Annotated in this window: 14 protein-coding genes; 10 read left to right on the top strand and 4 right to left on the bottom strand. The window is 71.3% G+C overall.

Annotation, left to right across the window (positions count from 1 at the left end; genetic code table 11):
- The first annotated feature begins 25 nt into the window (after positions 1 to 25).
- The 3 genes from fxsBH (at position 26) to fxsT (ending at position 7,675) form a co-directional block, all read left to right on the top strand.
- Complete coding sequence (gene fxsBH / locus ACIQM0_RS13490) at positions 26 to 2,254, top strand: radical SAM/SPASM protein FxsBH, inactivated beta-hydroxylase extension form (protein ID WP_401286074.1); 2,229 nt, start codon at positions 26 to 28, stop codon at positions 2,252 to 2,254.
- A 187-nt stretch (positions 2,255 to 2,441) separates the two neighbouring features.
- A complete protein-coding gene (fsxC, locus tag ACIQM0_RS13485) occupies positions 2,442 to 3,743 on the top strand; it encodes an FxsC protein (protein ID WP_401286141.1) in 1,302 nt (433 codons plus the stop codon).
- Positions 3,740 to 7,675, top strand: a complete 3,936-nt coding sequence (gene fxsT / locus ACIQM0_RS13480; RefSeq protein WP_401286073.1) for an FxSxx-COOH system tetratricopeptide repeat protein — start codon at positions 3,740 to 3,742, stop codon at positions 7,673 to 7,675. The genes fsxC and fxsT overlap by 4 nt, the downstream gene beginning before the upstream one ends.
- 57 nt (positions 7,676 to 7,732) lie before the next feature.
- Here the strand turns inward: fxsT and ACIQM0_RS13475 are convergent, their stop codons facing one another.
- On the bottom strand, positions 7,733 to 8,617 hold the full coding sequence (locus ACIQM0_RS13475) for an alpha/beta fold hydrolase (RefSeq protein ID WP_401286072.1): 885 nt from the start codon (positions 8,615 to 8,617) through the stop codon (positions 7,733 to 7,735).
- Between the two features lie 425 nt (positions 8,618 to 9,042).
- Between ACIQM0_RS13475 and ACIQM0_RS13470 the strand changes: the two genes are divergently transcribed.
- From ACIQM0_RS13470 to ACIQM0_RS13460, 3 genes are all read left to right on the top strand, one after another.
- Positions 9,043 to 10,128, top strand: coding sequence for a S1 family peptidase (locus ACIQM0_RS13470; RefSeq protein WP_401286071.1), 1,086 nt, complete (start codon positions 9,043 to 9,045; stop codon positions 10,126 to 10,128).
- A 224-nt stretch (positions 10,129 to 10,352) separates the two neighbouring features.
- Positions 10,353 to 11,807: a Gfo/Idh/MocA family protein gene (locus ACIQM0_RS13465; protein WP_401286070.1), complete on the top strand. Its 1,455-nt coding sequence runs from the start codon at positions 10,353 to 10,355 to the stop codon at positions 11,805 to 11,807.
- 26 nt (positions 11,808 to 11,833) lie between these two features.
- On the top strand, positions 11,834 to 12,835 hold the full coding sequence (locus tag ACIQM0_RS13460; RefSeq protein WP_401286069.1) for an NEW3 domain-containing protein: 1,002 nt from the start codon (positions 11,834 to 11,836) through the stop codon (positions 12,833 to 12,835).
- A 315-nt stretch (positions 12,836 to 13,150) separates the two neighbouring features.
- Here the strand turns inward: ACIQM0_RS13460 and ACIQM0_RS13455 are convergent, their stop codons facing one another.
- Positions 13,151 to 14,224 carry a DUF3533 domain-containing protein gene (locus ACIQM0_RS13455; RefSeq protein WP_401286068.1) on the bottom strand — a complete coding sequence of 358 codons (1,074 nt, stop codon included), beginning with the start codon at positions 14,222 to 14,224 and terminating at the stop codon, positions 13,151 to 13,153.
- A 205-nt stretch (positions 14,225 to 14,429) separates the two neighbouring features.
- Between ACIQM0_RS13455 and ACIQM0_RS13450 the strand changes: the two genes are divergently transcribed.
- From ACIQM0_RS13450 to ACIQM0_RS13435, 4 genes are all read left to right on the top strand, one after another.
- Positions 14,430 to 17,909 carry a DNA polymerase III subunit alpha gene (locus ACIQM0_RS13450; RefSeq protein ID WP_401286067.1) on the top strand — a complete coding sequence of 1,160 codons (3,480 nt, stop codon included), beginning with the start codon at positions 14,430 to 14,432 and terminating at the stop codon, positions 17,907 to 17,909.
- Entirely contained in the window at positions 17,906 to 18,913 is a 1,008-nt protein-coding gene (locus tag ACIQM0_RS13445; protein ID WP_401286066.1) for a DNA polymerase thumb domain-containing protein, read from the top strand. Before ACIQM0_RS13450 ends, ACIQM0_RS13445 begins: the two co-directional genes overlap by 4 nt.
- A gap of 188 nt (positions 18,914 to 19,101) precedes the next feature.
- Positions 19,102 to 19,992 (top strand): esterase/lipase family protein, encoded by an 891-nt coding sequence (locus ACIQM0_RS13440; RefSeq protein ID WP_401286065.1) that lies wholly within the window; start codon positions 19,102 to 19,104, stop codon positions 19,990 to 19,992.
- A gap of 121 nt (positions 19,993 to 20,113) precedes the next feature.
- Positions 20,114 to 21,592, top strand: coding sequence for a trifunctional class I SAM-dependent methyltransferase/NUDIX hydrolase/VOC family protein (locus ACIQM0_RS13435; RefSeq protein ID WP_401286064.1), 1,479 nt, complete (start codon positions 20,114 to 20,116; stop codon positions 21,590 to 21,592).
- Positions 21,593 to 21,628: 36 nt separating this feature from the next.
- Here the strand turns inward: ACIQM0_RS13435 and ACIQM0_RS13430 are convergent, their stop codons facing one another.
- Both ACIQM0_RS13430 and ACIQM0_RS13425 read right to left on the bottom strand, forming a co-directional pair.
- Positions 21,629 to 22,135 carry a DUF402 domain-containing protein gene (locus tag ACIQM0_RS13430; RefSeq protein WP_401286063.1) on the bottom strand — a complete coding sequence of 169 codons (507 nt, stop codon included), beginning with the start codon at positions 22,133 to 22,135 and terminating at the stop codon, positions 21,629 to 21,631.
- Positions 22,116 to 23,036, bottom strand: a complete 921-nt coding sequence (locus ACIQM0_RS13425) for a GNAT family N-acetyltransferase (protein WP_401286062.1) — start codon at positions 23,034 to 23,036, stop codon at positions 22,116 to 22,118. The genes ACIQM0_RS13430 and ACIQM0_RS13425 overlap by 20 nt, the downstream gene beginning before the upstream one ends.
- Positions 23,037 to 23,159: the final 123 nt, after the last annotated feature.

Here is a 23,159-nt window from a genome sequence, read left to right as displayed (position 1 = left end):
GCCCCGACGTGGCTAGACTGGGGGAATGACAGGACCCCTGGTCCCCTTCCGCGAGATCGTTCTCAAGGTACACAGCCGCTGTGATCTCGCGTGCGACCATTGTTATATCTATGAACATGCTGACCAGAGCTGGCGTACCCGCCCGAAGACAATCTCTGACGAAGCTGTTTCATGGGCGGCTCGACGATTGGCCGAGCATGCGTCCGCGCATGCGCTCGATTCGATGTCAGTGATCCTGCACGGAGGCGAGCCGCTCCTGGCGGGCCCAGCGCGCCTGCGCCGTGTCTGCGAGGAGCTTTCAGCGGCTTTGAACGGTATCGCTGAGCTGGACCTCAGGATCCACACCAACGGCGTCCAGCTCAGCCCCCGATATCTCGACCTCTTCGACGAGTTCGACGTCAAGGTCGGCATCTCGCTCGACGGCGACCGCACGGCGAACGACCGGCACCGCCGCTTCGCCAACGGCCGCACCAGCCACCCCCTCGTGCTCGGGGCCGTCGAACTGCTCCGGCAGGAGCGCTACCGCCATCTCGATCTCGGGCTGCTGTGCACCATCGACATCGAGAACGACCCCCACGCGGTCCTGGACGCCCTGGTCGAACTCGAACCACCGCTCATCGACTTCCTCCTCCCGCACGCCACCTGGGACGACCCGCCGCCCCGGCCGGACGGGTCGGAAACGGCCTACGCCGACTGGCTCCTCAAGGTCTACGACCGCTGGCAGGAACTGGGCGGCCCGGTGCCCGTGCGCCTCTTCTCCTCCGTGCTGTCCACCCTGAGCGGCGGCCCCAGCCTCACCGAGTCCCTCGGTCTCGCACCCACCGATCTCGTGGTGGTCGAGACGGACGGTCAGCTGGAACAGGTCGACTCGCTCAAGAGCGCCTACGACGGTGCGGCAGCCACCGGATTCAACGTGTTCTCCCACTCCTTCGACGACGTCGCCGCCCATCCGGGGGTCCGCGCGCGCCAGCTCGGTCTGGCCGGCGTCAGCGAGACCTGCCGCCGTTGCCCCGTCGTGCGTTCGTGCGGCGGAGGGCTGTACACGCACCGGTACCGCTCGGCCAACGACTTCGACAACCCGTCCGTGTACTGCCGCGACCTGGAGGCGCTGGTGCGCGGCATCGAGACGCGCGCCCCGGTGCACCCCGCGGTGGCGGACCGCGCCGAACTCCTCGACGCGCAGCAGGACCTGACCCGCACCCTGCTCGCCGGCCTCCACGCCGACCTGGACGGCCGCGGCGGCGCGCGGTGGGACGAGGCCTGGGACCTGGCCGGCGTCCTGGAGACGACGGAGGAAGGCGCCGCCGGGCTCGATCACGTGCTCGCGCACCCGTACACCCGGACCTGGCTGCTGGAGGCGCTGGGAGGACTGCGCGCGGATCGGCCCGGCGCCGTGGACGAGGCACTGCGCCTCCCCGACTACCTCGCGGCCGCCGCGGTGCGGTCGGGCCTCGGCCTGACCGTGCGGGCCGACTACCGGGACGGGCGGCTCCACCTCCCCACGCTCGGCGAGCTCCGGGTCGGCCGGGAGGGCGAGCACGGCACGGTCGGGTTGCGGCCGGCCGGGGACGGGTTCGTCGTCCGGCGCGACGACGGCGAGGGCGAATGGCGCGTCCTCGACGGGGTGGACAGCCCCGGCTGGAGCCCGGTGCGCCGCCTCGGCCGGGACGGCGCGCCCCGCTTCGCCCTCGACGACCTGGACCCGTACCGGGACTGCTTCGGCGCTCCTGCGCTGCCGCGGCTCGGGAAGGCCGCGGCAGAGGAGTGGGAAGCCGGTCTCGCCGAGGCGTGGGAACTCCTGGTGAGGGAGGCGCCCGAGCACGCCGCGGCGGCCGCCGGCAGCCTGACGACGCTGACCCCCCTCACCGCCGGACAGCACGCCGAACGGCGGCACGGATACGGGACCGTCGGCCTGACGCGGACGGACGACGCGAAACAGCTGGCGCTCGAACTTCTGGGCGGTTTCCGGCGGACCACCCTGCGGGCATTGCTCGACGTCACCGATCTCTACGCGTCGGACGGGACCTGGACCTATCGCCCCCGATGGCAGGAAGAGGCAGTTCCGTTTTCCCGGCTGTTGGCCGAAACCCATGAACGGGTGGCGTTGTCCGCCCTTGATCCCTGTTTCATGGACGGTATTGACGAGGCGCTCGGCATGATGGGTTCCGCGGCCGAGCCCACGGTCGGGGGAAGGCAGTTCATCGCCGCGCTCAAGGCAGAGGTGAAGGAAACCCAGGACAAGTGGGCCGAATAGCCTCAAGATTGTTACGGCTATGAACGTACAGGGTGAATCCTGGGTATGGATGACTGAAAAGCGGCGTTGAATGACCGAACGCCATGGGGGTGGAGCAAGGTCCGCTCCGGAATGATGAATTCGATCGCACCCCTCGATAGCCTGGGATGCGGTGATCACACAGGACGGGGGTCGTGTGCACGCATCGATGCAGCAGCGAGCGACGGACCATCGGCCGTACTTTTTCCTGAGCTACGCGCATACACCGGGGTACGGCGGTGGAACGGACCCCGATATGTGGGTCGAACGGCTTTTCCAAGATCTCTGCGGTCATGTTATGGCCATGACCGATCTGCCCGCGGGCGCGTCCGCGGGGTTCATGGACCGGGAGATACGTTCCGGGGAGGGCTGGTCGGAACGGCTGGGCAGCGTGCTCGCGAGCTGCCGGGTCTTCGTACCGCTGTTCTCGCCGCGGTACTTCGCCAGCGAGATGTGCGGCAAGGAGTGGTACGCGTTCGAGCAGCGCGCCATTCACCAACGGGCCCGGTCGAACCAGTCGGCCGAGGCGATCGTCCCGGCGCTCTGGGTCCCGGTGCCGCCCAGCCAACTGCCCGGATCGGCCGAGCGGTTACAGTTCAACCACCGTGATTTCGGGGAACGTTACGTCAGTGACGGACTCTACGGACTGATCAAACTCCGGCTGTTCGCCCAGGAATACGAACGGGCCGTCTACGAGCTCGCCAAGCGCATCGTCAGTGTCGCCGACACGGTACGGATCGACACCGGACGGCCCGTCGACTACCGCCTCGCCCCCAGCGCTTTCGGATCACTGAGCAGCGGCGCGGGAGCCCCGCGGCCGATGCAGATCACCATCGCCGCCCCCACCCGGCACGACCTGCCCGAAGGACGGATAGCCGACTACTACGGCGACCATCCGCAGGACTGGAATCCCTACCATCCGGCTGCCGCGCGACCGCTGGCCTATGTCGCCAAGGAACTGGTCCGCGCACTCAACTACCAGGCCGTCATCACCTCGTTCGACGAGGAGTCCGGACAGCGCGAGGGCAAGCAGGAACCCCGTACGCCGGAGATACTCCTGGTCGACCGCTGGGCCCTCCAGGACGAGGACCGCAGACGCAGGCTCGCGGCCTTCGACGCGGAGAACCGGCCCTGGGTGACCATGGTCGTGCCCTGGTGCCGCGACGACCACCAGAGCAGGGCCGCCGAGGCCGAACTGACCGAGAAGCTCGAACAGACGTTGCCGACCAAGATGCGGCAGGGGCGGGCCTTCTGCCGCGCCGCGGCCAAGGGGGTGCCCACCATGGAGGCGTTCGGGCAGGTCCTTCCCCAGGTGGTCGAGGTGGCCGCCCAGCAGTATCTGAGACATGCCACGGTCTATCCGCCGGCGGGCGGGCGGCACAGTGAACGGACGCGACTGATGGGGCCCATGGGCGGCACGCAGTTCATACCCGACATGCACGACCCTGCGACGGATGCGGAGGACGTATGACAGCCGGCCGTGACGGGCGCATCGTCACCTTCTACTCGTACAAGGGCGGTACAGGGCGCACCATGGCCCTGGCGAACACCGCCTGGATCCTCGCCGCCAACGGCAAACGGGTACTGGCCGTCGACTGGGACCTGGAGGCTCCCGGGCTCCACCGGTTCTTCCACCCCTTCCTCGACCCGTCGACGCTCGGTGCCACCACCGGGGTGATCGACCTGATCACCGAGTACGCCTGGGCCGCGACCAACCCCGTCCAGCGGTCCGACGACTGGCACCGCGACTACGCCCGCATCCAGCCGCACGCCGTCTCCCTCAAACCGGAGGCGCTGGGCTGGCAGTTCCCGCGGGGCGGCACGCTCGACTTCGTCTCGGCCGGGCGGCAGAACCGCGAGTACTCCGCCACTGTCTCCACCTTCGACTGGGACAACTTCTACGACCGGCTCGGCGGCGGCCACTTCTTCGACGCCCTGCGTGACGACATGAAGGCCAACTACGACTACGTCCTCATCGACAGCCGTACCGGTCTCAGTGACATCGCCGACATCTGCACGGTCCACCTCCCGGACGTGCTCGTCGACTGCTTCACCCTGAGCGACCAGTCCATCGACGGCGCGGCCTCCGTCGCCCGGCAGATCGCCGAGCGCTACACCGGCCGGCCCATCTCCATCTTCCCCGTCCCGATGCGCATCGACGAGGGCGAGAAGGAGAAGGCGGACGCCGGCCGGGCACTGGCCCGGCTGAAGTTCGACCGGCTGCCGCGCGACCTGTCCGGCGACGAACTCACCGCCTACTGGGGCGCGGTGGAGATTCCGTACCGCCCCTACTACGCGTACGAGGAGACCCTCGCGACCTTCGGGGACGAGGCCGGTCTCAGTAACTCGCTGCTGTCCGCCTTCGAACGCCTCACCGCGGTCGTCACCCAGCAGGAAATCACCTCGATGCCCCCGGTGGGCGAAGAGGTACGGCTGCGCATCCGCGACGCCTTCACCCGGCGCAGGCCGGGCCTGCCCGCCGATCTCCTCCTCAGTTATGTGGCGGAGAACCGCATGTGGGCCGACTGGATCGAATCGGTCCTCACCCGGGCCGGATTCCGGGTCGTCCCGCGTGACGTGTCGGCCGATCCCGCGCTGGCGGACGCCCCGCCCTCCGTGGCCGAGACCGCGACCCGCACGGTGGTGCTGCTCTCCAGCGCCTACCTCAAGTCCCAGCGGGCCGTGGACCTGTGGGACCGGGCGGTCTCCGAGGACCCGGGGGGCGGGCGGCGCCAGCTGCTGCCGCTGCGGATCAGCGATGTCCGGCTCTCCGCGCCCTACATCGACCGCAACCCGGTCGACCTGTTCCGGCTGGACGAGGTGCAGGCCACCACCGCCCTGATGCGGGCCCTGGACCGGTCGGTGCAGCTCGGTGACGCGGCGGCGACCGGTCCCCGGTTCCCCGGCACGGTGCCGAGGATCTGGAACGCGCCGCCCCGCAACCCCGGCTTCACCGGCCGTTCCCTGGTCCTGGAGCGGATGCGCGATCAGCTGGGCGGGGGCATGGCCGTCGTGCTGCCGCAGCCGCAGACCCTGTACGGACTCGGCGGCGTCGGCAAGACGCAGGTGGCCCTCGAGTACGTGCACCGCTTCATGGCCGACTACGACCTGGTCTGGTGGATATCGTCGGAGCAGACCGACGACGTGATCGCGGGACTCGCCGAACTGGCCGTACGGCTCGGCGCCCAGGGCGGCGACGACATGGCCGCGGCCTCCCAGGAGGCCGTCGACCTGCTGCGGCGCGGCGTGCCGTCCGACCGGTGGCTGCTCGTCTTCGACAACGCCGACGACCCCGAACGCCTCAGGCGCTACTTCCCGCAGGGTGGCTCGGGGCACATCCTGGTGACCTCCAGGAACCAGGCGTGGTCCCAGCACGGTGACGCGCTGCCCGTGGACGTCTTCCTCCGGGAGGAGTCGGTCGAGCACCTCCAGCGGCGGGCCCCGGGGCTGAGCGCCGAGGACGCCGCGCAGGTGGCGACCGCCGTCGGTGACCTGCCGCTCGCCGTCGAGCAGGCGGCGGCCTGGATCGCCGAGACCGCGACGCCCATCGACACCTATCTGGAGCAGCTGGCCCGCCAGGCCCCCGAGGTCCTGGCCCTGAACCAGCCCGCCGGATATCCGCAACCCGTCGCGGCGACCTGGAACATCTCCATCGAACGCCTCAAGGAGCGTTCGCCGGCGGCGGTGCGGCTGCTCCAGCTCTGTGCGTTCTTCGCACCCGAGCCGATCTCGGCGAACCTCCTCTACAGCAAGGAGATGATCGAGGCGCTGAAGCCGTACGACTCCTCGCTCCAGGAGAAGCTGGTGCTGGGCCGGGTCATCCGGGAGATCGGCCGGTTCGCCCTCGCCAAGGTCGACCAGGTCTCCAACTCCATCCAGGTCCACCGGCTGGTGCAGGCCGTGATCAGGGCCCAGCTCAGCGACGAGGAACAGCGCGAGGCCCGGCACGTCGTCCACCGCATCCTCGCCGGTGCCAGGCCCGATGACACCGAACCGATCGACAACCCGGAGACCTGGCCGCGCTTCGCCACGATCTGGCCGCACCTGGGCCCGTCCGACGCGCGCAACTGCCGGGACCAGGAGACCCGCAGGCTCCTGATCGACCGGGTCCGCTATCTCTGGAAGCGCGGAGACGTCAGGACCGCGGGCACCCTCGGGGAGGAACTGCGCGAGACCTGGCTGGAGATGCTCGGGGAACGGGACATCCAGTACCTGTACCTCTGCTTCCACCTCTCCAACATCCTGCGCACCCGCGGACGGTACGTGGAGGCGAGGGAGCTCGACGAGTTCACTCTTCGGCTGCAGCGCGAGGTGCTGGGGCCGGAGCACCCGCACACGTACATGACCACCAGCAGTCTCGCCATCGACCTGGGCCTGCTCGGCGACTACGGGCGTGCGATCGAGCTGGCGACCGAAGCGCACGACGGCTTCAACCAGATCTTCCACGAGAGGCACGCCCGGACGCTGGCGGCGGCCAACAACCTGGCGCTGAACCTGCGGAGCGTCGGGCAGTACGCCAGGGCCAGGGAGATCGACCAGGACTGCTACGACCTGCGGTCGGAGGTGCTGGGCCAGGAGCATCCGCACAGCCTGTCCTCCGCCCTCAACCTGGCCCGTGACCTGCGCGAGGTCGGGCGGTACGAGGACTCGGTGGGCCTGCTCAGCCGCACGTACGAGAGCCTCAAGGCCACCCTCGGCCGGACCTATCCGACCACCCTGAGTGCCTCGAAGAGCCTCGCGGTGTCCCTGCGCCGTGCGGGGCAGCTGGAGGACGCGCGCAGGCTGACGGTGGCCACGCGCACCAGGTACCGGGCCAAGTACACCTCGGCGAACCCGGAGTCACTGGCCTGCGACCTCAACATGGCGGCCGACCTGTTCGCCGCGGGGGAGGCGGCCGAGGCCCGGGACACCGCGCAGGAGGTCGTCAACCAGTACATGAAGGTGCCGGGGGAGCAGCACCCGTACACCCTGGCCGCGCAGAACAACCTCGGCGCCTACCTCTCGGGGACGGGTGTGCCCGGGGAGGCGGAGAGGCTGCTGACGAAGGTGGTCGCCTCGATGCGCGAGGTGTTCGGGCGGGAGCATCCGAACACCCTGTTCTCCGTCATGAACCTGGCCAACGCGACAGCCGTCGAGGGCGACCTCGAACTGGTGCTGGAGACCGAGCGGCGGGTGTCCGGCCAGCTCAGGGAGGTTCTGGGGGCGCACCACCCGGAGACCCTGGCCATGACCTCCAACCTCGCGGTCACGCTCGACGCGATGGGGCGCAAGGACGAGGCGCTGAGACTGCGGGCGGAAACCGGTGACGAGCTGGCCCGACAGCTCGGGGACGATCATCCGCTGACCCGGATAGCGAGGGACGAGCGCAGGTTCTGGCGGGAGCTGGAACCGATGTCGGTGTGATCCGGGCCGGGGCTCCCGTCAGGAGCCCCGGTCATCCGGATCACCGGACCGCTGTCCTCAGCAGACCGCGGCCTCCCGTTCGTCCAGCAGCCAGTTGAGCACGGACGGAAGCACGGACAGCGCGTCGAAGTGCGCCGCCGCCGGTTCCATCACGGCGGTGACGTCCGGGATCTGACCGGCCAGCCAGCGGGAGTGGCCGATCGGCGAGAACACGTCCTTCTCGCCGTGCCACAGCATCACGGGACCCGTGATGTCCGCGGGGTCGAACCCCCAGGGCCGGCAGAACGCGATCGCGTCGTCGATCCATCCGTACGCCGATGTGCGCAGCCCCTCACGGTAGTTGGCGAGCAGCATGGTGCGGATGCCGACATCGTTGACCACGACCCGGTCGGAGTCGGTCAGCTCGCGGCGCAGGTCGTCCAGGAGCCGGGCCGGGTCCTGCCGGATCACCGCCGAGCGGCTGATGAAGGACTCCGCGAGCCCGTCGGGATCGGCCGCGGCGGTCGAGTACGCGAGTACGTTCGACGCGGCCATCCCGTCGAACCAGTCGAGGCCCTCTGCGTCCCAGGGGGCGAGGCCCACCAGTGCGGCGGTACGGGTCACCCGGTCGGGCATCATCGCGGCGCAGGCCAGGGCGTGCGGCGCGCCGCCGGACCGGCCGACCACGGCGAAGTGCTCCAGGCCCAGCGAGTCCGCGATGGCCCGTACGTCCTCGACGACATCCACCACCCGGCGTCCCGGCAGCCGGTCGGAACCGCCGTAGCCCGGACGGTCGTAGGCGATCAGCTGCATCTTGCGCTGGTAGAGGACCATGCCGCGTGGAGCGGGGCCGAGCCGGCTGCCCGGCATTCCGTGGAGGAGGAAGACAGGTCTGCCGTGCGGATCCCCCTGACGCTCGACCATCAGATGCCGCCCGTCCGCCACCCGCACCCGACTGCGCACCCCGACTCCTCCGTCCGTCGACCCCGCCCGTTCCGGGCAGCAACTGCCCGGTGTGTGCTGACAGTTCGATGATGGCGCATCAAGGGCACGACCGGCACTCCTTGTCGGAAGTAACCCGTGTTCGCCGGAGGGGACCCGCACCGCATCCGGACGCGCGGACCCAGCATCCGGACCCCGAAGGGCGAGAACAGGACAGGACTACTCCTCACCCGCTGCCGACCCGGTGATCGCACCGGGTGTTCGCAGGCGGAACCGGCAACGCCTGACCTCGGCAAGTGAACACGGTGAGACCGAAGAGGTGTTGTCGTGTGTGCGTCCTGAAGTCGGTCTTGTGTGCTATCTACTCCGTCGGAATAGTGGGCGCCCCATCCTCCGTGTACGGGAGACCCCACATCACCCGTGCGCGGCCCCACAGGAGGTCGAAGTTGAAGCATCGACGCATATCCAGGAAGCGTGCAGTGCTGGCGGGTTCGGCGGTGGTCGCCCTGGTCGCAGCGGGAGCGACGTTCCAGAGTGCGAACGCCAGTGAAGGAACGCCCGAGATCACCGCGCGAACGCTGACGGCCGACGCGGCCGGAAAACTCGCCACCGGTCTCGGGAAGGATCTGGGTGCCGGCGCGGCCGGGTCGTACTACGACGCCAAGTCGAAGAACCTGGTGATGAACGTGGTCGACCAGGCCGCCGCCGAGCAGGTGCGGCAGGCGGGCGGCCGGGCCAGAGTCGTACAGAACTCGCTGACCGAGCTGAAGTCCGCCCGGCAGACCCTGGCCGGCAAGGCCGCGATCCCCGGCACCTCATGGGCCGTCGACCCGGTCAGCAACAAGGTCGTCGTCACCGCCGACCGCACGGTCAAGGGCGCCGACCTGAGCCGGCTCACCTCGGTGGTCGAGGGGCTGGGCGGCAAGGCCCGGCTCAAGAAGTCCGCCGGCGAGTTCAAGCCGCTCATCGCGGGCGGCGACGCGATCTGGGGCGACGGCGGGCGCTGCTCGCTCGGCTTCAACGTGGTCAAGGGCGGCGAGCCGTACTTCCTGACCGCCGGGCACTGCACCGAGGCGATCTCCAGCTGGTCGGACTCGCAGGGCGGCGGGGAGATCGGCACCAACGCGGGCTCGGAGTTCCCGGACAACGACTTCGGGCTGGTGAAGTACACCTCGGGCACGGCACACCCCAGCGAGGTCGACCTCTACAACGGCTCCACCCAGCCGATCACCAAGGCGGGCGAGGCGACCGTCGGGATGACGGTGTCGCGCAGCGGTTCCACCACCCAGGTGCACGACGGCCAGGTGACGGGGCTGGACGCCACGGTCAACTACGGCAACGGCGACATCGTCAACGGGCTGATCCAGACGACGGTCTGCGCCGAGCCCGGCGACAGCGGCGGCTCGCTCTTCGCCGGTGACACGGCGATCGGGCTGACCTCGGGCGGCAGCGGCGACTGCTCCTCGGGCGGCGAGACGTTCTTCCAGCCGGTGCCGGAGGCGCTGGCGGCGTTCGGGGCCGAGATCGGCTGACAGCTCCGCGCAGTGGTGAATGGCCCCCGGCAGTGCCGGGGGCCATTCCTCTGTGTCCGGAGGCGATGGGGCAGGGGGTGCCGGCGGCTTTCCGCCCCCTCGGGGCACGTGCTCGCTCTTGCTCGAAACGCGATGGCGACGAACAACTATTGACATGTCGCGGACATTCCCGCGAGAGTCGTTCACGCCAGTGATGCCGGTCGCGTATCGAGGAGCGTTGTCGCATGCCCGAAACCCCCGAAGTCTCACGCCGCTTGGTCCTGGGAGGAACACTGGCCGCAGGGGCCCTGGCCGTAGGGATCGGATCCGCCGAGAGCGCGTCGGCGGATCCCGTGTCCGGACCGGCCCCCGCCGCCGCGCTCGCCGGGGCCGCCGCGCCCCGGCGCCGGCCCGGCCAGAAGTCCATGATCGGTGTCCCCTTCGAGCCCCACAAGACCGTCCGCGTCGGCGTCATCGGGCTCGGCAACCGGGGCTCCGGGATGACCACGGGCTGGTCCGTCATCCCCGGCTGCGTCGTGGCGGCGGTCTGCGACATCCGCGCCGACCGCGCGAAGCGCACCGCGGACCAGCTCGTCGCCGCCGGCAAGACGCGTCCGGCGGAGTTCGGCGGCTCCGCCGACTCCTACGCGCAGATGCTCAAGCGCGACGACATCGACCTCGTGTACATCGCGACGCCCTGGGAGTTCCACTACGAACAGGGCAGGGCCGCACTCCTGTCCGGCAAGCACGTCGTCGTCGAACTCCCCGTCGCGACCCGGCTCGACGAGCTGTGGGACCTCGTGGACACCTCGGAGCGCACCCGCAGGAACCTGATGCTGTCCGAGAACTGCAGTTACGGCCGCAACGAGCTGGCCATGCTCAAGATGGCCCACGAGGGCCTGTTCGGGGACGTCACCAACGGCCACGGCGGCTACATGCACGACCTGCGCTCCCTGCTCTTCTCGGACACGTACTACACCGACTCCTGGCGCCGCCTCTGGCACACCCGCTCCACCGCGTCCTTCTACGCCATGCACGGTCTCGCCCCCATCGCGGCGGCCATGGACATCAACCGCGGCGACCGGATGACCACGCTGAAGGCCACCGCGACCGCTCCGAAGGGACTCGCCGACTACCGCGAGCGCTTCATGCCCAAGTCCCACCCGTCCTGGAACGAGACGTACATCAACGGCGACCTCGTCACGTGCCAGATCGAGACGGCGAAGGGCCGGATGATCCGCGCCGAGCACGCCGTCAGCTCACCCCGCCCGTACAGCAGGATCAACTCGCTCGTCGGCAGCCGGGGCATCTTCGAGGACTACGCGGGCACCTCGCCCACCGGCGCACGCATCTACGTCGAGCCGGATCACGGCGGCGACACGTGGCGCGACTTCGACGCGTACCGCAAGGAGTTCGACCACTGGCTGTGGAAGGAGCTCGGTGACGAGGCCGAGAACGGCGGCCACGGTGGCATGGACTACATCCTCCAGTGGCGCACGGTCCAGCTGATGCGGGCCGGTCTGGTCCCCGACATCGACGTGTACGACTCCGCTTCGTGGTGCGCGCCGGTTCCGCTGAGCGTCACGTCCCTCGCCGCCAAGGGCCGTCCCGTCGACATCCCGGACTTCACCCGCGGCTCCTGGGTCAACCTGCGTACCGGTCTCGACTCGCGCACCACCGAGATGCCCCCCGTCGCCTGAAGACCTCCCTCACCAAGGAGTACGTCATGAGACCGGCCCGACTCATCAACCCGCTCAGAGCCGTCGCCGTGGCGGCGGCGGTCATGCTCGTTCCCGTACAGGCGGCCTCGGCCGCGCCGGCCCGCCCGGCGGCCGCTTCCGACGCGCGGACCGAGGTGACCGTCTCTCCCGTGGATCTCGACGGACCGGCCATCTCGGAGGTGGAGGTCACCGTCAGGAACACCGCCCCGCAGCGGCTGCGTTCCCTCAAGGTGTCGTTCGCCGGGCCTGTCGGGTGGGCGGTCCAGCCGTCCGTGACCAGCGTGGGCGGCTCCCTCGCGACGGGCGCCTCCGCCTCCGCGACGTTCCGGGTCCAGGTCCCGGAGAAACGTTCCGGATTTGTGCTCCGCACGTTCACGGCGACCGCGGTCTACCAGGGCGGGGACGGCCGCGGAACGGCCACCGGCACCCGGACCGAGCGCTCCGGATCGCCCCTGGCGAACCTGGCGGCCGCGTACAACGGGGTGGCGATCACCGACGAGTCCGCCACGACCGCGGGCGACTACGACGGCGAGGGCAACACCTTCTCCGCGCAGAGGCTCGCCACGGCCGGTCTGACTCCCGGGGCGACCGTCGAGGCCCTGGGCGCGAGGCTGACCTGGCCGGACGTGGCGGCCGGTTCGAAGGACAACGTGGCGAGTTCCGGGCAGGCGGTCGAGCTGAGCGGCAAGGGCACCGAGCTGGTGTTCCTCGGCTCCGGTGTGGGCAGCGGCGCCACGGGCAACGCCACCGTCTTCTACACCGACGGCACATCCGGCACGGGTTCGTTCGGCTTCCCCAACTGGTCGTTCGACCCGGTCACGGCGCACGGTGCGACGCTGGTCAAGTCCACCGACGGCCGCAACCGGCCCGGCGGGTACGGCGACGCCACGGTGAAGTACAGCGTGTTCGCCAACTCGGTCCCGCTGGACGCGTCGAAGACGGTCGCGTTCGTGGTCCTGCCCGCGAACGCGAATGTCCACATCTTCGACATGGCGATCGCTCCCTGACGTCCCCGGGCGCCCCGCTTCGGGCCGCCGGCACGGCAACGGGCTCGCCCGCATCACTCAGGTGACGCGAGCGGGCCCGTTCTCCGTGTTCCGCACGTATGCGTACGTTCGCCGCCCGGTGACGGGGGACCTGGTCCGTGTGGGTGAGCGACCGTCCGTGCCGCATAGTTTCGCGGGAACGATTCGTCCCGCCAGTGCCACCGCGAGGCCGCACCCGAGCCCGTCCCGCGCCTTCGGTTCACGGGCTCCCGAGTGCCCGGTCCGGAGCGGAGATCGCTTGCGCCACGGTCTGACCGCTGCCGGGTCCGCCGTCCGCTAGGCGAGTGTCGAGCCGCCGCTCGCCGTCCCCGTCCCCGTTCCCGTTCCCGTGAGTGGGGACGGGGTGTCGTCCGCCGTGTCCGGCTTCCCGCGCAGGGACAGCAGCAGGGTGATGACCGTGCCGACCACCGCCCAGGCGGACAGCACCAGCAGCGGACCGGTCACCGCGTTGCCCTTGAAGTACGCGATCGAGCGGGCCACCCAGGTTCCGGCCCCCGGCGGCAGCGCGGGGCCGATCGCCCGCCAGAAGTCCGGCAGCATCGGGAGCGGGAAGGCGCCGCCCGCGCTCGGGTTGCCCGCGATCACCACGATCAGGACGGCCAGGCCGATGCCGACGATGCCGGTGAGCGCCTCCAGGGCGAGGGTGATCATGCCGACCGCGAAGACGGTCAGGGCGCCCAGGCCCGACATTCCCCAGAAGCTTCCGGGGAGCGCGCCGAGGATCGGCCCGATGATCACCGCGCCGCCGATGCCGCCCGCGATCGAGTACAGCGCCATGACCCCGGTCCGGATCACGGCGCGCTGACGGTTGGCGGGGCGGCTGCCGGCGCTGATCGCCAGGATCGAGGCGCAGAGGTATCCGCCGACGCACCAGCCCACGACCAGGTAGAAGGACGAGAGCCCGTCGAAGTCCTCGCTCGAGGCCGGGGCCACGTCCACGGAGCGGACCGTGCGCCGCTGGGCGAGGTCGACCTTCGTGATGATCTTCGTCAGCGAGTCGGCCAGCACGGTGCCCCCGCCGGAGGCGACCAGCACGGTGTCGGTGGTGCCGCGGGGATCGACGATCAACGCGCCGTCGATGTCGCGGTCGAGGATCTGCCGGCGGGCGGTGGCCGCGTCGCTGACCGTGCGGGGGTCCAGCGGGCCGCCGGGGAGATCCTTGAGCTCGGTGAGGAGCCGGGCGGAGACCTGCTGGGGTGCGACGACCCCGAAGGGGACGTCCGTCGCCTTCGGCTTGTGCAGTGCTCCGATGTAGGACGCGATGAACAGCAGCTGCAGCGCCAGTACGCCGATGACGAGCAGTGCGGCCCGCGGAGTGACGGCGTTCTTCACCTCATCAGCGAAAGTCATGCCCCCACCGTCCGGGGTGTCCGCCGTTCATGCAGTCGGGGCCGGGCCGAATGGCTGAGAGGGCGGTCGGCGTGAGGGTGGCCAGGCGATGTGCCGAGGGGCGGGCCGAAGGGTGGCGCTCCTCTCGCGTATCGCACGAATGTTCGAACGTGGTCTATGGTGGAGAGCGAGGGGGTGGAGTAACGGATCGGTCCAGGAGGTGCGGGTGTCAGGGTTCACGCATCTGCATACCGTTTCCGGGTTCTCCCTGCGGTACGGGGCCTCGCACCCGGAGCGGCTGGCGGAGCGCGCCGCCGAGCGGGGGATGGACGCTCTCGCGCTGACCGACCGCGACACCCTCGCGGGCACGGTCCGGTTCGCCAAGGCCTGCCAACCGGCAGGCGTGCGGCCGCTCTTCGGAGTGGAACTCGCGGTCGCCCCCGCCGGACGTGCGGAGGGCGACGGGCGTACGCACCGGCTGCGGACCCCGGTCCGCGGTGGTGCCTTTGTCGATGAATCCGCCCCCCGCGTCACCTTCCTCGCCCGCGACGGAGCACAGGGCTGGGCCGAACTGTGCCGCCTCGTCACCGCCGCCCACGCCGCCGTCCCCGACGGCGGCCGTCCCCTGCTCGACCGGTCCTCGCTGCCCGCCGAAGGGCTCACCGTGCTGCTCGGCCCCGCCTCGGAGGTGGGCAGGGCGCTGGCCGCGGGCCGTCCCGACCGGGCGGCCGCCCTGCTCGCCCCCTGGCGGGAGGTGTACGGCGACGACCTGCGGCTCGAAGCCGTCCACCACGGCCGGGACGGCACCGGACCCGGTTCGCTGCGGCTCGCCGCCCGTACCGTCGGCTTCGCCGCGGAACAGGGGGTACGGGCCGTGCTGACCAACGCCGTCCGGTACGCCGACGCCGGGCAGGGCCCGGTCGCCGATGTGCTCGACTCGGCGCGCGGGCTCGTCCCCGTCGACCCGCGCCGCGCCCCGCTCGACAGCGGTGAGCGCTGGCTCAAGGACGCCCGCGCGATGGCCGGGGCCGCCGAGCGGATCACCTCCGCCGCCGGACTCGGCCCCGGTGCCGGGGCCCGGCTGCTCGCGGAGACCCGGCACACCGCCGACGCCTGTGTCGTCGACCCCGAGGGCGATATCGGCCTCGGCTCCGTCCACTTCCCCGAACCGCACCTCGTCGGTGCCGGCCGCCGCACCGCCCAGCGGGTGCTGACCTCCCGCGCCGCCGCGGGCATGGTGCTGCGCGGCTACGACCGCAGGCCCGGCTACTGGGACCGGATGCACCACGAGCTGGACATCATCGCCCACCACGGCTTCGCCTCCTACTTCCTCACGGTCGCTCAAGTGGTGGACGACGTGAGGGAGATGAAGGTGCGGGTGGCCGCCCGCGGGTCCGGGGCGGGCTCCCTGGTCAACCACCTCCTCGGTATCGCCCACGCGGACCCGGTCGAGCACGGGCTGCTGATGGAGCGCTTCCTGTCCAAGCGCCGCTTCGTGCTGCCCGACATCGACATCGACGTCGAGTCGGCCCGCCGCCTCGACGTCTACCGCGCGATCATCGGCCGCTTCGGCGCCGAACGCGTCGCCACCGTCGCCATGCCCGAGACCTACCGGGTGCGCCACGCCATCCGGGACGTCGGAGCCGCGCTCTCCATGAACCCGGCCGAGACCGACCGGCTCGCCAAGGCCTTCCCGCACATCCGGGCCCGCGACGCCCGCGCGGCCATGGAGGAACTGCCCGAACTGCGCGAGGTGGCGAGGGAGAAGGAGAAGTACGGGCGGCTGTGGGAGCTGGTGGAGGCACTGGACGGGCTGCCGCGCGGTATCGCCATGCACCCGTGCGGGGTCCTTCTCTCCGACGCCTCGCTGCTGCGCCGCACCCCCGTCATGCCCACCAGCGGCGAGGGCTTCCCCATGGCGCAGTTCGACAAGGAGGACGTGGAGGACCTCGGGCTGCTCAAGCTCGATGTGCTGGGCGTACGGATGCAGTCGGCGATGGCGCACGCGGTCACGGAGGTGAAGCGCGCCTCGGGGCGGGAAGTGGACCTGGACGCCGTGCCGCCCGGTGACCCGGAGACGTACCGGCTGATCAGGACCGCCGAGACGCTGGGCTGCTTCCAGATCGAGTCGCCCGGCCAGCGCGATCTGATCGGCAGGCTCCAGCCGGCCGGCTTCCACGATCTGGTGGTCGACATATCGCTCTTCCGGCCCGGTCCGGTCGCCGCCGACATGGTGCGGCCGTTCATCGAGGCCCGGCACGGCCGTGCGCCCGTCCGCTACCCGCACCCCGACCTGGAGGGACCGCTGCGCGAGACCTACGGAGTGGTGGTCTTCCACGAGCAGATCATCGAGATGGTCGACATCATGACCGGCTGCGGCCGGGACGAGGCCGATCGGGTCAGGCGCGGGCTCTCCGACCCCGAGTCGCAGGGTCGGATCAGGCTCTGGTTCGCCCAGCACGCGGCGGCCCGGAAATACAGCGCCGAAGTGATCGCCCGAGCCTGGGAGATCATCGAGGCGTTCGGCAGCTACGGCTTCTGCAAGGCGCACGCGGTCGCCTTCGCGGTGCCGACGTACCAGTCGGCCTGGCTGAAGGCCCACCACCCGGCGGCCTTCTACGCCGGGCTGCTCACCCACGACCCCGGGATGTACCCGAAGCGGCTGCTGCTCGCCGACGCGCGGCGGCGCGGGGTGCCGGTGCTGCCGCTGGACGTGAACCGGTCGGCGACAGCCCATCGAATCGAACTGGTGTCCGGTAGTGGGGTAGAGGGAGGCGGGGCGGAGAGCGAGGTCTGGGGGCTGCGGCTGGCGCTCTCGGACGTCCACGGGATCAGCGCGGCCGAGGTCGCCCGGATCGAGGCCGGACAGCCCTACACCTCACTGCTGGACTTCTGGCAGCGGGCCTGTCCGGGCAAGCCGGCGGCCGAACGGCTCGCCCAGGTCGGTGCGTTGGACGCGTTCGGCGCCAACCGCCGTGATCTGCTGCTGCATCTGTCCGAGCTCCACCGCGCCCAGCGGGGCGCGGGCTCCGGTGGCGGCGGGGGCGCGCAGCTCCCGCTCGGCGGCGGGCACCGGACCGGCTCCATCGGCCTGCCCGACCTCAACGAGGCGGAACGGCTCAGTGCCGAGCTGGGCGTGCTGAGCATGGATGTCTCACGCCATCTGATGAGCGATCACCACGCCTTCCTGGAGGAGCTCGGAGCGGTCTCCGCCAAGCGGCTGCGCGAGGCACGGCACGGGGAGACCGTGCTGGTCGCGGGTGCCAAGGCGGCCACCCAGACCCCGCCCGTCCGCTCCGGGCGCCGGGTCGTCTTCACCACCCTGGACGACGGTACGGGCCTGGTCGACCTGGCGTTCTTCGACGACAGCCACGCCTCCTGCGCGTACACCGTCTTCCACTCCTGGCTGCTGCTGGTGCGCGGGGTGGTCCAGCGGCGCGGGCCGCGGAGCCTGAGCGTGGTCGGCGCCGCCGCCTGGAATCTGGCCGAGCTGGCCGAACTGCGGCGTACCGGCGGGCTCGACGCGGTCGCGGCCCGGCTGGCGCAGGAGCCCGCGCCGGAGGAGGCACCCGCCGACGCCGACGGCCGCCGGATCCGGATGCCCACCGGTTACGAGATGAACCCCTGGGCGGACCTCCAGCCGCCCGGCGAGGGGGCGCCCACCGGAAGGAAGCTGTGGCACCAGAGTTCGGGGAGCGCGGGATGAGTGAGCAACCAGAGGCCCCCGGCATCCTCTGCCTGCGGTTCCGCCGGGTCGGCGGCGGCCCCCCGGACAGCGCCGGCTTCGCGGGGCTGCTGGCCCTGCTCGGTTCGTTCACCCCGGCCGTGGAGGCGATGCCGCCCGAAGGGGCGCTCGCCGATGTGCGGGGCGCGCTGCGCTACTTCGGGCGGGACCCGGCAGGTCTGGCCGCGGTGATCCGGGTCCGCGCGCTGGCCCTGCACGGAGTGGACTGTGCGATCGGGGCCGCCGAGAACCCGATGCTGGCACGGATGGCGGCGCGGCGGGCCGGGCCCGGGACGACCTTCGTGGTGCCCGTCGGCGGGGCCGCCGCCTTCCTCGCGGACCGGCCGGCCGCCGCACTGGACGGCGTCGGGGCGGCGACGGCCCGCATCCTGTGCGGATACGGGCTCGACTCCGTCGGCCGGATCGCGGCCGCCCCGCTCGGCACCCTCCAGCGGATCACCGGGGTGCGGACCGGGCGCGAGCTGTGGGAGCGGGCCCGCGGCATCGACCGTACGGCGGTGGTGCCGAACGCCGCCGCCCGGTCGGTCGCCGCCGACCGCACCTTCCCGCGCGACGAGCTGGGCCGGGAGCGGCAGCGGCGCGCGCTCATGTCGCTCACCGAGGAACTGGGCGCGAGGATGCGCGGCGACGGGCAGGTGTGCCGCTCGCTCGCGGTCTCCGTGCGCTATGCCGACCGGACCGGATACTCGACGCTGACCCGCAGCCGTACGCTCCGCGAGCCCACCGCCCACTCCGCGGAGCTCACCGCGCTCGCGTACCGGATCCATGACTCGTTCGCCCTGCAGCGGGCCCGGGTGCGGGGGATCGCCCTGCGCGCCGAGGGGCTCGGTGACGCGGGGCGGGCCGCGCATCAGCTGACCTTCGATCCGGTGGACGAACGGGCGCGGCGGATCGAGGCGGTGGCGGACCGGCTGCGGGCCAGATTCGGACCGCGGGCCGTGATGCCGGGGCGGCTCGCGGCCTGAACCACCGGCCGCGGGCTGTCCTGAAGCCGTGGTTACCACCGCGTCAGTTTTTACCGACGCGTAACTTCCCAGGCAACCTTACCCGTGCGTAGTTTGGCATGAGCACGTAGAACGTCGTCGGAACTTGTGGTCCGGGCCGCAGGGTGCACAGACATCGCAACTCCCTTGAGCCGCAAGGAGACCCCACGATGCTGCCCTGGACCCGTGCGCCGCGCACCCCACGAGCGCGCAGAACCCTCGCCGCACTGCTCCTCGCAGTCGCCGCAGTCGCCACCCCCGCGGCCACTGCCGCCGCAGCCACCCCCGCCGCCGCGGCCACCTCGCGTGGCTGGAACGACTACTCCTGCAAACCCTCCGCAGCCCACCCCCGGCCCGTCGTCCTGGTCCACGGAACCTTCGGGAACTCGGTCGACAACTGGCTCGTCCTCGCCCCCTACCTGGTGAACCGGGGCTACTGCGTCTACTCGCTCGACTACGGGCAGCTCCCCGGGGTGCCGCTCTTCAACGGCCTGGGCCCGATCGACAAGTCGGCCGGGCAGCTCGCGGTCTTCGTCGACAAGGTGCTCGCCTCCACCGGGGCGCCCAAGGCGGACATCGTCGGCCACTCCCAGGGCGGCATGATGCCGAACTACTACCTGAAGTTCCTCGGCGGGGGAGACAGGGTGAACGCCATGATCGGGCTCGCGCCCGACAACCACGGCACCACCCTCCTCGGCCTGACGAAGCTGCTGCCGTACTTCCCCGGCGCCGAGGACCTGCTCAACGCCGGCACGCCCGGACTCGCCGACCAGGTGGCCGGATCCCCCTTCATCACCAAGCTCAACGCGGGCGGCGACACCGTGCCCGGCGTGCACTACACCGTCATCTCGACCAAGTACGACGAGGTCGTGACCCCGTACCGGACACAGTTCCTGGACGGACCCGACGTGCACAACGTCCTGCTCCAGGACCTGTGCCCGGTCGATCTCTCCGAGCACGTGGCGATCGGGACCGTCGACCGGGTCGCCTACCACGAGGTGGCGAACGCCCTGGACCCGGCGCACGCCACCCCGACCACCTGCGCCTCGGCCGTCGGTTAGGGTCTTTCGCCAGGAACGGGTCAGGAGACCGGACGGCCCCGGGAGCGCCCGGGGCCGTCCGGTCTCCCGGCGGCCGTGCCGTGTGGTGGAGACGGCCGGCGGCAGATGGCACGATCGGTCCATGACGACGATCGACTGGGACTCCGCCGCCGATTCCTTCGACGAGGAGCCCGACCACGGTCTGCTCGACCCCGTGGTCCGGCACGCCTGGGCGCAGCGGCTGGAGAGCTGGCTGCCCCAGGAGCGTTCCGAGGTTCTCGACCTGGGGTGCGGCACCGGAAGCCTGGCGCTGCTCGTCTCCGGGCAGGGGCACCGGGTCACCGCCGTGGACCGCTCGCCGCGCATGGTGGAGCAGGCGCGCGCCAAGCTGGCCGGTACGGGCACCGAGGTGCTGGCCGGGGACGCCGCCGCACCGCCCGTCGGCAAGCAGCGGTTCGACGTGATCCTGGCCCGGCACGTGGTGTGGCTGCTGCCCGACCCGGCGGCGGTCCTGCGGCACTGGTTCGGCCTGCTGCGGCCCGGCGGCAGACTGGTGCTGATCGAGGGCGTGTGGAACGGGGTCGGGCTGTCCGCCGCCCAGCTCACCTCGTTGCTCGCTCCGTTCACCGAGCGCATCCACCACGATCGGCTCTCCGGCGACCGCGATCTCTGGGGCAAGGACGTCGACGACGAGCGCTACACCCTGGTGGCCCGCGCCGAACCGCCCCGCCGGCACACCGAGGTCGTGGACGTGCACCTGCTCCTGCGGCGCGGCTCCGACGTCCTGCTCGCCCGCCGGGCCGGCACCGGGTACGCGGACGGGCTGCTGCACGCCCCGTCCGGACACGTCGAGGACGGCGAGGACGTCCGCGAGGGCATGATCCGCGAGGCGGCCGAGGAGATCGGGATCGCCCTGGAACCGGAGGAGCTGCGGGTGGCCCTCGTCATGCAGCACCGGGGGCCCGGCGGCAATCCCCGGACCGGCTGGTTCTTCGAGGCGGAGTACGACCCGGCCCGGCCGCCGTACAACCGCGAACCGGACAAGTGCTCGGAGCTGGCGTGGTTCCCGCTGGACGCCCTGCCGGACGACATGGTCGCGTACTGCCGGGCCGGACTGGACGGCTACCGGGCGGGGGAGCGGTTCCTGATCCACTGGCACGAGGACGGCGACACCGTCGCGTACGAACCGTGGGGCCCCCGCCGCGCGGTCCCGCTGCCGACCGGCGGGGTCCGCACCGGGCGGGTCCACCACATCGAGCTGTGGGTGCCCGATCTCGCGGTGGCCGAGACGGGATGGGGCTGGCTCCTCGGCGAGCTGGGCCATGTCCCGTACCAGCGGTGGACGCACGGGCGCAGCTGGCGGCGGGCCGACAGCTATGTGGTGATCGAACAGTCGCCCGACCTGGTTCCCGGGGCGCACGAGCGGTGCCGTCCGGGCCTCAACCACCTGGCGTTCCACGTGGCGGACCGGGCGGCCCTCGACGCGCTGGTGGCCCGCGCCCCGGACCACGGCTGGCGGCTGCTCTTCACGGACCGCCATCCCCACGCGGGCGGCGACGGCCACGTGGCCGCGTACCTGGAGGACGCGGCGGGGTACGAAGTGGAGCTGGTGGCCGGCTGAGGGCCCCTCGGCCGGTCCGGGCGGCGCCGGGAGCCCTCAGCCCAGCAGGCCGGCGAACCCCTCCGGCGTACGGGCGAGGCGCTCCAGCTCGTCCAGCGCCGCGACGGCGGCACCCGCCGCCTCCGGATCGCGCCCGGCCAGTCCGCTCTCCTCGAACTCGTCCTCGTCCAGGCGCAGTACGCCGGAGCGGTCCGCCGACACCCACAGATCGAGATCCAGGTCCTCGACGACCAGCTCACCGTCCCGGAGCACGGCCGGGCGGGTCACATCGCAGTACCAGCCCTTGAGTTCGCCCGCACCGCCGCGGACCTCCTTCACCGCGAACCAGGCGTCGCGCCAGTAGTGCTCGGTGAACACGTCACCCGGCTCGAAGCGTACGAAGCCGAAGTCACGGACCCGCGGGGAGGCCCAGGGGGCCCGTACCGTCACCCGGGTGCCGTTGTCGGCGAGCAGGGCGGCGGGGTAGCTGATCCTGGTCTTTCCGGCCTTGACCAGGACGACCGTCAGTTCCGCCGGTTCCGCCTCAGCCGACGCTGCGGACATGGCGCACCTCCGTGGCACAGATCTCGTAGCCGAACCAGCGGTTGATCGCCAGCATCGGTCCGTTGCCGGCGTCATTGCCGGTGTACGCGTCGGTGTACCCGGCGGCGCGCGCCCGGTGCAGCGAGTCGTTCTTGGCGAGCTTCGCCAGCCCGCGCCCGCGGTACGCCCGCCGGGTGCCGGTCATCCCCGACCAGTAGCGGCCCGAGCCGTCGCACTCCGCCGCGCTGAACGCCGCGACCTCGCCGTCGACCACCGCCACCGAGGTCAGCCGGTGGTCGAGCCCGGGACTGCGCCAGGTCTCGGTGAGCCACTTCTCGTAGTCCGACGGCTGGGACGGTGTGTCGCCGGGCTCGTCCGCGGTGGTCTCCGCGTCCGCCTCGAACAGCGCTCGCGGGTCGTCGTCGAAATCGGCGCCGGTCCGCAGCTTCACACCCGCCGGGAGCTCCTGACGGGGCGGCAGGGTGCCACCCGCCAGATCCAGATGCATGAAGTGCGCCGGCCGGCTCGGGACGTATCCGTGCCGCTCGGCGAACGCCCGGTCGCCGGGGGTGTCCAGCACCCAGCTGTAGATCTCGGTCGCACCGGCCAGGGCCAGATGCTCCTCGGCCGTGCGCAGCAGCAGGGAGCCCGCGCCCCGGCCGGTCCGCTCCGGATGGACGTGCGGATTGCAGGACGCCTGACCGGGCCGGGGGCTCTCGTGGGACAGACCGGCCTCGGCCGTTCCGATGATCTCGCCGTCCTCCTCCGCGACCAGCAGGCGGTACCGCTTGTCGGGATGGGCGTTCGCCAGACCGAAGACGACCGCTTCCGGGGTGGTCACCATGAACGGGAGCGCCGCGCGCCGTACCCGTACCCAGTCCTCGGCGTCGGAGGTGCGGAAGTCGCGCACGATGACAGTCATGCGCCGGACCGTACCCGGAGGCACCGCCAGGCCGCCCGTGATTTTCCGGCGGCGGGCCGCTCCGGGGCCGGACGCGGGCGGCAGGTGCCGGCGGACGCGGGCGGTGGGGGGAGAATCGGGCCC

The sequence above is a fragment of the Streptomyces sp. NPDC091387 genome (assembly GCF_044756945.1).
In the GTDB taxonomy this organism is placed as follows: Bacteria; Actinomycetota; Actinomycetes; order Streptomycetales; family Streptomycetaceae; genus Streptomyces.
This window is presented reverse-complemented; position numbering and strand designations above follow the sequence as displayed.